Consider the following 12,933-nt stretch of genomic DNA (forward strand, 5'->3'; position numbering starts at 1 on the left):
CATTAGAGCGACCTTAGCTGCTTACTTGTAAGGATTCTTTTAAAGTATGCCATGCCAATACTGCACATTTTACCCTGGCAGGAAGATTGGAAATGTTTTTTAATACCATAGCATCTTCTAATTGTTCTAATTCTTCATCATCGGTAATATCCTTTTTAATCATACCAATAAAGGTGTCTACCAAAGAGAGAGCTTCCTCTTTAGTTTTCCCTTTGATCAGATCAATCATCATGGAGGTAGAAGCCTTGGAAATAGCGCAGCCCATTCCATGAAAGGCGGCATCCTTAATCATGTCTTCCTCTATAATTAACTCTAAAGTGATCTCATCTCCACAGCTAGGATTATGTCCTCTTTTGCAATGGGTACATTGACCTAACTTTTTTTCGTTGTGTCCACTTTGGCTGTGTTCCATAATCAATTCTGTATAAATAGAATTAAGATCCATATCCTAACCACTTCCTTACATTTTTCAGACTCTCCACAAAGACATCGATTTCTTCCTTGGTATTATAGAAGTAAAAACTAGCCCTTGTAGTGGCATTGATCCCCATATATCGCATTAAGGGTTGGGCACAATGATGACCGGCCCGTACAGCTACTCCATAGGAATCCAAAATAGTGGCTGCATCATGGGGGTGAACATCCTTAATATTAAAGGAGATGATTCCTGCTCTTTTTTTGATGTCTCTAGGGCCATAGATTTCTAGAAAATCCAGTTTCTCCATTTTATCCATAGCATAGGCAGTAAGCTCCCTTTCTACTTTTTCAATCTCATCCATACCGATATTCTCAAGATAGCCAATAGCTTCCATAAGCCCCAAGGCCCCAGGAACGTTTTGAGTGCCAGCCTCCAAACGCTCGGGAAGCTCTGCGAAAGTGCTTTCCTGTTCATGGACATATTCAATCATATCTCCCCCATATAAAAAGGGGGGGAGTTTTTCTAATAACTCTTCTTTTCCATAGAGGACCCCAATGCCCATGGGAGCTAACATTTTATGACCGGAAAATACCACAAAATCCGCATCCAATTCCTGTACATCCACTGCCATATGGGGAATACTTTGGGAACCATCTAGAATAACTTTAGCCCCCATTTTATGGGCCTGATCAATAATCTCTTTTACAGGATTAATGGTGCCTAGAGCGTTGGAAACATGAGTGACGCTTACCAACTTGGTCCTTTGGGTAATCTTTTCCTTGATTTCGGAGGAAGGAATAATCCCTTCTTCATTGACATAAAGATATTTTAAAATCGCTCCTTTGGCTTTGGCTACCTGTTGCCAGGGGATGAGGTTACTATGATGTTCTAAAATAGAGATGAGGATTTCATCTCCCTCCTCAATAAAAGTCATGCCATAGGTGTAGGCTAACAGATTAAGGGCTTCTGAAGCATTTTTAGTGTATATGATCTCCCGATGACTTTTGGCGTGGATAAACTCTTTGACCACATCTTTAGAATCATCATATAATTTGGTAGCGGAAACCCCTAAATAATGAGCCCCTCTATGGGGATTTGCATTGGCATGATGATAATAGGAGGTAAGGGCTTCTATGACTCGGGCTGGTTTTTGGGTGGTGGCAGCATTGTCCAAATAGATAAGATTTTTCTCTCCTACCTTTTTTCCCAGAATGGGAAAATCCTTTCTTATTTCATTTATGTTTAAGCTCATAGAGATTTCCCTCCTTCATCTTTCATCAAACGACTTTCAATATTGTCTTGAATTTTTTTCTTCAATTCTTCCACTGGGACTTTATCAATAATGGGGCGGAAAGAGGATTCAATAATGATTTTCTTGGCCTCTTTTTGGGAAAAACCTCTAGACATTAAATAAAAGAGCTTGTTTTCATCAATACGCCCTGCACTGGCGGCGTGCTGACCTTGGACATCATCCTCCTCACAGAGTAAAAGAGGGATGGCGTTATTGTGTACTTTAGGATCCAGTAAGATGGCATATTCTTCTTCCCCTCCACGGGAAAGACGGGCCCCTCTTTTAAAATCTAGGGTCCCTTTAAAGGTCTTTTTCGATTCATCCTTTAAAGCGCCCCGGACCTGAATATCGCTGAGGGTTCTTCGACCAATATGATTCATGATGTAGTTCATATCCAGTACTCTTTTTTTGTCCGTTAAATATAGCGAATCTAAGTGAGAGGTGGCCGTTTCTCTCTCTAAATTGGAGGTATAACTGGTAAAGCTTTTCTCAGCTCCTAGTTCAATGGACACGTAATCCACTTGGGCACCATAGCCCACAAAGGCGATATGGGCATCCATATTGAGGGATTTATCGTTTAAAGTCTGTATTTTAACAAGTTTTATTTTAGAACCATCTTTGGCATATATCCTAGTCAGACCGTTGTGAAAAGCAGGGCTAAGATCTTCAGAAGAATAATCCATGATAATGGTACATTCACTATTTTCTTCGGCGATAATCAAATGTTTATCTATGATGGTAGGACTTTCTTTGCTGGATTTATAGGATAGCCAAAGGGAAGAAGCTATCCTTTGGTTTTCTAAAATCTTAATGAAAGATCCGGTATTATACTGTTGATGGGCGAGTTGTGTTATTTCCTCAGATATACCTGGGGATTTTAGGGACATAAAGTATTTCTCTACCTCGTAATTATAAACATTTTCTGAAATATATTTTATTTCCACCCCTTCTTGGGCAGAGGATTGAATATCATTTTCAATAAAAGGTTGAATTTTGTCTATTTTTAATCCCTTTAGGGGGAAATCATTTACCTTTAACCATCTCCATGTAATGGCAGGTAATCTATTTAGATGAAGGGTTTCTTTTCTATTAATTTCTTGTAAAATATCCGTTTTCATTTACTTACCTCCTTTACCCTATACTGCCTTCAAGTTCTAGATTAATGAGATTGTTCATCTCTACGGCATATTCTAAGGGAAGTTCTTTGGTAATGGGTTCCACGAAACCTCGAACAATCATAGCCTTAGCATCCTCTTCATTTATGCCTCGAGTCATGAGATAAAAGATAGCTTCCTCACTAATTCTCCCAATCTTTGCTTCGTGTCCCAAATCTACTTGATCATTTTTGACATCAATGACTGGAATGGTGTCAGATTTAGACTGGTTATCCAGCATTAAAGACTCACAGGAAACTGTGGACTTAGAATGATGAGCATTGGGAGCAATACTTACAGAGCCCCTATAGATGGCTTCTCCACCATCTTTAGAAATAGATTTGGAGTTAATAGTAGAAGAAGTATAGGGGGCAGCGTGCACCACTTTAGTCCCCGTATCCAGACATTGTCCCTTAGCGGCAAAGGTAATACCGGTAAATTCTGCTTTAGCACCTTGGCCTTTTAAGATGCTCATGGGATAAAGCATGGAAACTTTGGAACCAAAGGAACCAGAAACCCATTCAATGCTACCATTTTTGTCTACTGCAGCTCGCTTGGTATTGAGGTTTAGCATGTTTCGAGACCAGTTTTCTATGGTACTATAGCGAAGGCCAGCCTCTTCCTTTACAAAAAGTTCTACACAACCAGCGTGAAGATTGATAACTGAATGTTTGGGCGCAGAACAACCTTCAATAAAATGGAGATAGGCGCCTTTTTCCACAATAATTAAGGTATGTTCAAACTGTCCTGTACCTGGAGAGTTTAGACGAAAATAGGACTGTAGAGGGATATCCACATGAACTCCTTTAGGAACATATACAAAGGACCCTCCAGACCATACCGCGCCATGAAGGGCTGCAAATTTGTGGTCCTGGGGAGGAACCAACTTCATGAAATGAGGTTTTACAATGTCCCCATATTCCTTTACAGCGGTTTCCATATCGGTATAGATTACTCCTTGATCAGTTAATTCCTTCTTAATATTGTGATAGACCACCTCAGAATCATATTGAGCACCGACCCCTGCCAAGGATTCCTTTTCAGCTTCGGGAATACCCAACCGGTCAAAGGTTTCCTTGATATCTTCAGGCACTTGATCCCAAGAGCTATGCATTTGGGTATCAGGCCTGATATAGGTAACAATTTCATCCATGTTCAGTTCTGAAATATCCGGTCCCCAAGGAGGAAGCTCAGATTGATGATAGGTTTCCAAGGAGGCCAATCGAAAGTCTGTCATCCATTGGGGTTCATTTTTTTCTTTGGATATTTCTCTGATGATGTCTGGGGTAAGACCCTTTTCACTCTTGTAAGTGTAGCGGACTTCATTTTTTATATCATAAATTCCCCGATCAATATCGTGGACATAGGTTTTGTTTTCCTTTGCCATATTACTCACCTCGACCTTCTCTAACCCATTGGTAGCCTTGGGCTTCAATTTTATCTACAAGAGAAGAATCAGAGGTCATGGAGATTTTTCCATCCAATAGGATATGGACGAAATCTGGTTTAATATGTTCCAATAATTTTTTATGATGGGTGATGATGAGAACGGCATTATCCTCTTTAGAATACATTTGTATTCCTTGGGATACTACTTTTACTGCGTCCACATCTAAACCAGAGTCTGTCTCATCTAAAATAGCCAAATCAGGCTCTAAGATAGTCATTTGGAGGATTTCATTTTTCTTTTTTTCCCCTCCGGAAAACCCCTCATTGAGATACCTTTGGGCATATTCTGGTTTCATATCTAAAAGCTCCATTTTTTCTTGTAGGGCTTTTTTAAAAGCCAGTAGCCTTACTGGCTTACCGGAGATGGAGGCCTTAGCGGTCCGCAAGAAATTCTCTACGGTGATACCGGGCACTTCTTCTGGATATTGAAAGGATAAAAACATTCCCCTTCTAGCTCTTTCATCCGTTTGTAAATGGGTGATGTCCTCCCCCTTAAAGAAAATTTCCCCCTGTCCGACTTTATAATTGGGATGGTTCATTAAAACATTGGCCAGGGTAGATTTACCCGCGCCGTTGGGCCCCATGATGACATGGACCTCTCCTTTATTTATAGTAAGGTTGATTCCTTTAAGGATTTCTTTATCTTCAACACTTGCCTTTATATTTTGGATTTTCAATAGAGTGTCTTTCATTTTATTCATTCTCCTTTAATTTCATTGTCAGTAGGGGAAATAATTCCTACTAAATCACTCTGAATTCTCAAAAACATATTATCACTACATGGACCAATAGTCAACGGTAGGAAAGAAGAAAGATGAAAATTTTTATCTAGGTTTCAATGGGTTCAACTATAGTATTGGACAAAATTTTTATGATATAATGAGCTAATCATAGATTATAAAAGGAGGTTAGAAATGGAGGCAATAAATATAATATCTGCTGCTATCGTTGGCTACTTGTTGGGTTGTTTTCAAACCGCTTATCTTGTAGGAAAATTAGTCAATAATATAGATATTAGAAAATTTGGAACCCATAATGCTGGAGCTTCAAACATAACCACTGTTATGGGATGGAAATATGGGATCATCACGGCATTGGGGGATATTTTAAAGGCAATGATTGCCGTATGGGCCTTTAGGATTTTATTTCCCTCCTCAGTAACCCTAGCTTTTATTGCGGGAGCGGCGGCTATCCTAGGACATATTTTTCCCTTCTTCTTAAAATTTAGAGGAGGAAAGGGAGCTGCATCTTTAGTGGGAATGGCAGTGGCTTATAATACTCGTATCGGACTTATTTTAATTTTTACCATCATTGTCATTACCATTGTCACTGATTACATTGCCTTAGGTACTATAGGAATGTTTACCTTACTTCCTATACTGTCTTATTATTATAAATATCCCTTTCTTTGTATCTTCATTGGCATCGGCCTCATGATTCTATCCCTTTTTAAACATAGGGAAAATATCATAAGAACCATCAGACATGAAGAAATAGGATTAAGGCAGGTTATTGAAAAAAATAAAAAGTAGACAACAAAACATCACCTTATCATAAGGCGATGTTTTGTTGTCTACAGAAATGTTGGCAGCGAAATTGCATGTTAAAGATGCATAAGGATAATTATATTTTTAACAAAATAAGGAGGAGTATAAGATGAGAGAAGTAGTTATTGCCAGTGCAGCGAGAACACCAGTGGGAAGTTTTGGAGGAGCTTTATCTAAAGTATCAGCCATTGATTTAGGAGCTGTTGCAGCAAAGGAAGCCATCAAAAGAGCAGGGATTCAATCTGAAATGATTGATGAAGTGGTTTTAGGAAATGTTTTATCTGCAGGATTGGGACAAAACACAGCCAGACAGGTAGCGATAAAGTCAGGCATTCCTGAATCTGTGCCAGCGATGACCATCAATAAAGTCTGTGGTTCTGGCCTTAGAGCTGTGAGCATGGCGGCTCAATTCATTATGCTAGGAGATGCAGACATCGTCCTTGCAGGAGGAACAGAAAGCATGAGCAATGCTCCCTATATACTCCCTTCCGCTAGATGGGGCCAAAGAATGGGCGATGGGAAAATTGTAGACTACATGGTACATGATGGACTATGGGATATTTTTAATGACTATCACATGGGTATAACCGCAGAAAATGTGGCAGAAAAGTGGAATATCACAAGGGAGCAACAAGATGAATTTTCCTTAAAGAGCCAGCTAAGGGCAGAAAAAGCACAAAAAGAAGGAAGATTTAAGGAAGAAATTGTCCCTGTAGAAGTTCCCCAAAGAAAAGGAGATCCAATCATTGTAGATACAGATGAACATCCAAGACATGGCGCCACGATAGAAAAACTCGCTAAATTAAGACCTGCCTTTAAAAAGGATGGGACAGTGACCGCAGGAAATGCATCGGGGATCAATGATGGTGCAGCGGCCATTATCGTCATGTCCAAAGAAAAGGCAGATGAATTGGGGATTAAACCCTTAGCCATTATAAGATCTTACGCATCAGCAGCCCTTGATCCAAAAATTATGGGTTATGGACCTGTACCTGCCACCAAATTAGCCCTTCAAAAAGCAGGACTAGAGGCAAAAGACTTAGACCTTGTAGAGGCTAATGAAGCTTTTGCTGCCCAGTCCTTAGCCGTAGTAAAGGATTTGGGCCTAGATACTGAAAAAGTCAATGTAAATGGTGGAGCTATTGCTCTAGGTCATCCTATCGGAGCCTCTGGAGCAAGAATTTTAGTTACCCTTCTTTATGAAATGAAAAAGAGAGAGGCAAAAACAGGTTTGGCCACCCTTTGCATAGGTGGTGGACAGGGGACTGCACTGATTGTTGAAAGATAGATATTTCTCACAAAAGATGCTCTCATAGGAGAGCATCTTTTGTTGGGTTTGAGATAGATAATCAGGAAGAAGCCTTCGGGAGGAAAAGTCATAATAACAAAATAGACAAACAGGATTGTTAAGTTTTTGATATAATAGAAATAGTAATTTACTCGGAATATAAGGGGGATAAACTTTATGAAAGTAAAGGAAGTCATGACTCACAATCCAATTACTCTTTCTACAAAAAGCACATTAAAAGATGGCGCAGGAGTTTTTATTCATAGTCATATTGATAGTACCCCTGTTGTAGATGAAGAATTTCATCTTGTAGGAATGTTTAGCAAAATACATCTATTTAAGGCTATTGAAGAGGGGAAATCGCCGGATACCAGTATTAATATTCTTATGAATACACAAGTTTCCTGTGTACAGGAAGAGGAAAATGCAAAGATTGTTTTTGATAAAAAGGAAGATAAATTCCCTGTTATTACTCCAGAAGGTAAGCTTATAGGCATTTTGACAAAAACCGATCTTTTGAAGGCCTATAACAGAAAATTAGAGTATACCGTAAAGAATCTAAATACCATTTTAGGATCTTCAGATAGAGGAGTTATCGCCATTGACAATCAGCTAAAGGTCACTTTTTTCAATGAAAGGGCTAGAAAGCTATTAGGGGATACAGAGGATAGTCTGGTTGGAAAGTCTATCTACGAAATCATGTCAGATTCCACCCTGCCCAAGGTTATAGAGACGGGTAAGGAGGAGATTAGAAAAACCATATCTTATCAAGGAAAAAAGATCATTACCAATAGAACACCTGTATTTTATGAACACCGGATCATTGGGGCTGTAGCCTTATTTGAAGATGCTACAGAGCGCAATGAATTTTTTGAGAAATACAAGGCACAAAAAAGCACCATTGAGACATTGCAAACCATATTAGAAATGACCTATGATGGAATTGTGGTGGTGGATAAAAAGGGATACATTACCATGATGAGCAAGGCCTACGCCAAGTTTTTAGGGGTTGACCATAGAGAGGTTATTGGAAAGCATGTTACCGAAGTGGTTGAAAATACTGAATTAGAAAAGATCTTGGAAACCGGTCAAACCGATGTGGCAGATCTCCAAAGGATTAAGGGAAATAATATGATTGCCTCTAGGATTCCCATAATAAAAGATGGAAAAATTCAAGGAGCGATCGGAAAGATATTATTTAGACGGATAGAAGACCTAGATGTTTTGTATAAACGAATAAATAAAATGAAAGAGGAATTAGAACATCATAAGAAGGATGCCAATAGTGCCTATTACTCCTTTGAAAGTATTATTGGCCAAAGTAAAGAAATGATCAAGACAAAAAAGCTTGCCGAAAAGGCAGCTTATACCCATTCAAATGTCCTTTTGTTGGGGGAAAGTGGAACGGGAAAGGAGCTTTTTGCCCATGCTATCCATAAAAAAAGCAATCGATCAAAATTACCCTTTGTCAAAGTAAACTGTGCGGCTATTCCCAATGATCTATTGGAGTCTGAGCTCTTTGGCTATGAGGGGGGAGCCTTCACTGGTGCGCAAAAGAAGGGAAAAATAGGGAAATTTGAGGTAGCAGATGGAGGAACCATATTTTTAGATGAGATTGGAGATATGTCCCTTCACATGCAAGCTAAGCTCCTGAGGATACTTCAAGAAAAGGAAATTGAAAAGATAGGAGCCATATCTACCAAAAAGGTAGATGTGCGCATCATTGCTGCTACCAATCAAAATTTAGCAGATCTAGTAAAAAAGGGCAAATTTCGTGGAGATTTATTTTATAGACTAAATGTGGTCACAGTCAATATTCCTCCCTTGCGTAAAAGACAAGGGGATATTGAAATATTAGCCCGCCACCTTATAGATAAAATCTGCAATTCTATGGGGAGATATGTTGAAGGAATATCAGAGAAGGCCGTGGTGTTTCTCAATAGTTATCAATGGCCGGGCAATATAAGAGAGCTAGAAAATGTCATAGAAAGAGCAATTAACATCATTGGTCAAGAGATTATTATACAACCTAAACATCTGCCTGAAGAGATCACAGGGAATTTTTCTACAAAGGAGATTAAAAGCCTGAAGGAAAGAGTAGAGGAAATAGAAAAGCAGACCATCATAGAGGCTATAGAAGCAGTTATGGGAAACAAAGCTAAGGCGGCCAGACTATTAAACATTAGCAGAGCTTCCCTTTATGAAAAAATAGAGAAATATCATTTGTAAAAATATACCCCTTGTGATGAAGGAAGATTTTTATAGGCTATAGAGCATAAATGAATAGTGTCAAATAAACCATACACTTTTTCCGCTAAAAGAAGGGATGTGTAGTGAAAAGTAGACACATTTAGGTGTTGAGTTTTTAACTTGTGTAAACATTTCCATACATGCTTGTTAAAAACTTAACTTTTTCTCATAAAAACCTTCCTTTTTTACTAAAAAATATCAAGGATATGTCTTTGGATAAGATAGTTTGAATTTTTTTAATCCGTGTAGATATTAAAACCCGTAAAAGCTTGGGTGAAAGAAAAGCCTATATTTACTAAAGACTGTACATCTATATAAACTGTAAGAGTTTACATTGTTTATAGTGGAAGAAATCTGCATTTTTAGTGCCTTTTCAACTTGTTTCCCTATAGATTATTTTAAAAAAATATTTTTACTATACTCCATACTTTTTAATTAAAAATATTTTTTTTGTGAATTTATAAGGATTTAAAATATTGTTAAAATATTGGCATGTAAATTGCTTTATATAAAGGATAAATATCAAAATAAGAAAAAGAAGGGGGTCTTATATAATGGGTTTTATTACTTATGAGCAGCAAGGTCTTGTAGGTGTGATAACCATTAATCGTCCTAAAGCCTTAAATGCTCTAAATACATCAGTATTAAAAGAATTAGATGAAACTCTTGACGGGATAAACTTAGATTCTGTAAGAGCGATTATTCTTACAGGTGCCGGAGAAAAATCCTTTGTGGCTGGAGCAGACATAGGAGAAATGAGTAGTCTTACTAAAGCAGAAGGAGAAGACTTTGGTAAAAAGGGAAACGATATCTTCAGAAGAGTAGAAACTTTTCCTATTCCTGTTATTGCTGCAATTAATGGATTTGCCCTAGGGGGTGGATGTGAAATTGCTATGAGTTGTGATATTCGCCTTTGTTCTGAAAATGCAGTATTCGGTCAACCTGAAGTAGGTCTAGGCATTACGCCAGGTTTTGGGGGAACCCAAAGACTAGCCCGTATTGTAGGTGTAGGAAAGGCTAAAGAAATGATTTATGCCGCGTACAATATCAAAGCCGACGAGGCCTATAGAATTGGCTTAGTCAATGCTGTATATCCCCAAGCAGAGCTTATGGAACAGGCTTTAAAAATGGCCAATAAAATTGCTAAAAATGCACCCATTGCCGTAAGGGCCTCCAAAAAGGCAATCAATGATGGTCTGCAAGTAGATATGGATAAAGCCATTGAAATAGAAGAAAAATTATTTGGAAGCTGCTTTGAAACAGAGGATCAGCAAGAAGGAATGAAGGCCTTCTTAGAAAAAAGAAAAGTGAGCGGTTTTCAAAATAAATAAATGAATTGTGAAGGTTTCCCTCGCTGTAATAAAAGGAACGGATCTTTTTTATTAAGATTTCAACTTGTTTCCCTATAGGATAGAGGGCTTGGCGTCACAGACTATAGTAAAGCCAGTTTGATACAACCTGGAAAATCAACAAAGGCTTATCGGGAAAATACTGATAATTGGGAATTCAATGAACACAACAATTTAAATTATAAACTTTTATAAGGAGGAGTTATGATGAAAGTAGGCATTATTGGTGCAGGAACCATGGGATCAGGTATTGCACAAGCCTTTGCTCAAGCAGAGGGATATGAAGTGTTTTTATGCGATATCAATAAAGAATTAGCCGCAAAGGGAAAAGAAAAGATTGCTAAAGGATTAGAAAGACGAGTTGCTAAGGGCAAAATGGAACAATCTGTAGCAGATAAGATGCTCAACAAGATTAGTACGGGTACTAAGGACATTTGTGAAGACTGTGATTTAATGATAGAAGCAGCCATAGAAAACATGGAAATCAAAAAACAAACCTTCAAGGAATTACAAAGCATTTGTAAACCAGAGGCTATCTTTGCCACAAACACTTCTTCTCTCTCTATTACAGAGTTAGGGGCAGAGTTAGACAGACCTGTAGTGGGGATGCACTTTTTTAATCCCGCTCCTGTCATGAAATTGGTAGAAGTGATTGCAGGTTTAAATACGCCAGCTGAGTTAGTGGACCAAGTTAAAACCATTGCTGTATCCCTTGGAAAAACTCCTGTTCAAGTAGAAGAGGCAGCAGGTTTCGTGGTCAATAGAATTTTAATTCCCATGATCAACGAAGCCGTGGGCATCTACGCTGAAGGCATAGCCTCTGTGGAGGGCATTGACACCGCCATGAAATTAGGAGCAAATCATCCTATGGGACCTCTAGCTTTAGGAGATCTTGTAGGATTAGATGTTTGTCTAGCCATCATGGAAGTTCTCTATGAAGAAACTGGAGATTCCAAATACAGACCCCATCCACTACTAAGAAAAATGGTTCGTGGTGGCCAATTGGGAATGAAAACCGGAAAAGGATTTTATGATTACAACAAATAGCAATATAGGTTAACTAGTTGGAATAAACTAGTTAACCTTCTTCTTTTAACATTTTGAATATGGAGGAATGAAGATGGATTTTACATTAAGTAAAGAGCAAAAAATGGCACAAAAACTATTTAGGGATTTTGCGATAAATGAAGTAAAACCCCTGGCTCAAGAGGTAGATGAACAAGAAAGATTTCCACGGGAAACAGTGGAGAAGATGCAAAAACTTGGATTTTTAGGTATTCCTATGCCTAAAGAATACGGAGGACAGGGCTGTGATACCTTGACTTATGTATTAGCCGTAGAAGAACTTTCAAAGGTTTGCGGTACTACAGGGGTCATTGTTTCAGCTCATACTTCATTGGGTTGTGAGCCTATTCGAAAACACGGGAATGAAGAGCAAAGAGCAAAATATTTGACCCCACTATCCAGTGGAGAAAAACTGGGGGCATTTGCTCTAACAGAACCAGGCGCAGGAACTGACGCAGCAGGACAACAGACTAAGGCTGTCCTAGAGGGAGACCACTATGTATTAAATGGAAGCAAAATTTTTATTACCAATGGGGGCCAAGCAGATATCTATATTGTTTTTGCAATGACAGATAAATCCATGGGAACAAGGGGGATCTCTGCCTTTATCGTAGAAAAGGATTTCCCAGGCTTTTCAATCGGAACAAAGGAAAAGAAAATGGGGATTCGTGGTTCATCCACAACCGAATTGATTTTTGAAAACTGTATTGTACCAAAGGAAAACCTTCTTAAAAAAGAAGGGAAAGGATTTGGTATTGCCATGCAAACCTTGGATGGAGGTAGAATCGGCATCGCTGCTCAAGCCCTTGGTCTTGCCGAAGGGGCCTTAGAAGCAACGGTTGAATATGTTAAGGAAAGAAAACAATTCGGGCGATCCATTGCCAAATTCCAGAACACCCAATTCCAACTAGCGGATATGGCAACCAAAATAGAAGCCGCTAAATATTTAGTCTATAAAGCAGCAGTAGCTAAGGACACCCAGAAATCATTCTCTCTAGAAGCAGCCATGGCAAAACTCTATGCTGCAGAAGTGGCCATGGAAGTGACCACAAAGGCTGTCCAACTCCATGGTGGCTATGGCTATATCCGAGACTATGATGTAGAACGTATGATGCGTGATGC

General features: G+C 38.8%; 11 protein-coding genes. 6 read left to right on the top strand and 5 right to left on the bottom strand.

Annotation, left to right across the window (positions count from 1 at the left end):
• Window positions 1-13: 13 nt before the first annotated feature.
• From sufU to sufC, 5 genes are read right to left on the bottom strand one after another with little or no spacing between them, the layout of a single operon-like run.
• Window positions 14-445 (bottom strand): Fe-S cluster assembly sulfur transfer protein SufU, encoded by a 432-nt coding sequence (sufU, locus tag NSA47_RS10145; protein ID WP_257531585.1) that lies wholly within the window; start codon window positions 443-445, stop codon window positions 14-16.
• Window positions 435-1,670: a cysteine desulfurase gene (locus tag NSA47_RS10150; protein WP_257531587.1), complete on the bottom strand. Its 1,236-nt coding sequence runs from the start codon at window positions 1,668-1,670 to the stop codon at window positions 435-437. Before NSA47_RS10150 ends, sufU begins: the two co-directional genes overlap by 11 nt.
• A complete protein-coding gene (gene sufD / locus NSA47_RS10155; RefSeq protein ID WP_257531589.1) occupies window positions 1,667-2,827 on the bottom strand; it encodes a Fe-S cluster assembly protein SufD in 1,161 nt (386 codons plus the stop codon). The genes NSA47_RS10150 and sufD overlap by 4 nt, the downstream gene beginning before the upstream one ends.
• 13 nt (window positions 2,828-2,840) lie before the next feature.
• Complete coding sequence (sufB, locus tag NSA47_RS10160) at window positions 2,841-4,250, bottom strand: Fe-S cluster assembly protein SufB (protein WP_257531591.1); 1,410 nt, start codon at window positions 4,248-4,250, stop codon at window positions 2,841-2,843.
• Between the two features lies 1 nt (window position 4,251).
• Entirely contained in the window at window positions 4,252-5,004 is a 753-nt protein-coding gene (gene sufC / locus NSA47_RS10165; protein ID WP_257531593.1) for a Fe-S cluster assembly ATPase SufC, read from the bottom strand.
• A 222-nt stretch (window positions 5,005-5,226) separates the two neighbouring features.
• Between sufC and NSA47_RS10170 the strand changes: the two genes are divergently transcribed.
• The 6 genes from NSA47_RS10170 to NSA47_RS10195 form a co-directional block, all read left to right on the top strand.
• Window positions 5,227-5,844 carry a glycerol-3-phosphate acyltransferase gene (locus NSA47_RS10170; RefSeq protein WP_257531595.1) on the top strand — a complete coding sequence of 206 codons (618 nt, stop codon included), beginning with the start codon at window positions 5,227-5,229 and terminating at the stop codon, window positions 5,842-5,844.
• 124 nt (window positions 5,845-5,968) lie between these two features.
• Window positions 5,969-7,147: an acetyl-CoA C-acetyltransferase gene (locus tag NSA47_RS10175; protein ID WP_257531597.1), complete on the top strand. Its 1,179-nt coding sequence runs from the start codon at window positions 5,969-5,971 to the stop codon at window positions 7,145-7,147.
• A 177-nt stretch (window positions 7,148-7,324) separates the two neighbouring features.
• Complete coding sequence (locus NSA47_RS10180; RefSeq protein ID WP_257531599.1) at window positions 7,325-9,376, top strand: sigma 54-interacting transcriptional regulator; 2,052 nt, start codon at window positions 7,325-7,327, stop codon at window positions 9,374-9,376.
• Between the two features lie 575 nt (window positions 9,377-9,951).
• Window positions 9,952-10,728: an enoyl-CoA hydratase-related protein gene (locus tag NSA47_RS10185; RefSeq protein ID WP_257531601.1), complete on the top strand. Its 777-nt coding sequence runs from the start codon at window positions 9,952-9,954 to the stop codon at window positions 10,726-10,728.
• A 225-nt stretch (window positions 10,729-10,953) separates the two neighbouring features.
• Window positions 10,954-11,793 (top strand): 3-hydroxybutyryl-CoA dehydrogenase, encoded by an 840-nt coding sequence (locus NSA47_RS10190; RefSeq protein ID WP_257531604.1) that lies wholly within the window; start codon window positions 10,954-10,956, stop codon window positions 11,791-11,793.
• A gap of 73 nt (window positions 11,794-11,866) precedes the next feature.
• Window positions 11,867-12,933, top strand: a 1,067-nt coding sequence (locus tag NSA47_RS10195) for an acyl-CoA dehydrogenase (protein ID WP_257531606.1), incomplete at its 3' end; no start/stop codon positions are given.

Source organism: Irregularibacter muris, from assembly GCF_024622505.1.
Classification (GTDB): Bacteria; Bacillota; Clostridia; order Eubacteriales; family Garciellaceae; genus Irregularibacter; species Irregularibacter muris.

Coding starts and splice junctions, on each gene's coding strand:
- sufU (WP_257531585.1), bottom strand. CDS start 445: ATGGATCTTAATTCTATTTATACAGAATTGATTATGGAACACAGCCAA.
- NSA47_RS10150 (WP_257531587.1), bottom strand. CDS start 1,670: ATGAGCTTAAACATAAATGAAATAAGAAAGGATTTTCCCATTCTGGGA.
- sufD (WP_257531589.1), bottom strand. CDS start 2,827: ATGAAAACGGATATTTTACAAGAAATTAATAGAAAAGAAACCCTTCAT.
- sufB (WP_257531591.1), bottom strand. CDS start 4,250: ATGGCAAAGGAAAACAAAACCTATGTCCACGATATTGATCGGGGAATT.
- sufC (WP_257531593.1), bottom strand. CDS start 5,004: ATGAAAGACACTCTATTGAAAATCCAAAATATAAAGGCAAGTGTTGAA.
- NSA47_RS10170 (WP_257531595.1), top strand. CDS start 5,227: ATGGAGGCAATAAATATAATATCTGCTGCTATCGTTGGCTACTTGTTG.
- NSA47_RS10175 (WP_257531597.1), top strand. CDS start 5,969: ATGAGAGAAGTAGTTATTGCCAGTGCAGCGAGAACACCAGTGGGAAGT.
- NSA47_RS10180 (WP_257531599.1), top strand. CDS start 7,325: ATGAAAGTAAAGGAAGTCATGACTCACAATCCAATTACTCTTTCTACA.
- NSA47_RS10185 (WP_257531601.1), top strand. CDS start 9,952: ATGGGTTTTATTACTTATGAGCAGCAAGGTCTTGTAGGTGTGATAACC.
- NSA47_RS10190 (WP_257531604.1), top strand. CDS start 10,954: ATGAAAGTAGGCATTATTGGTGCAGGAACCATGGGATCAGGTATTGCA.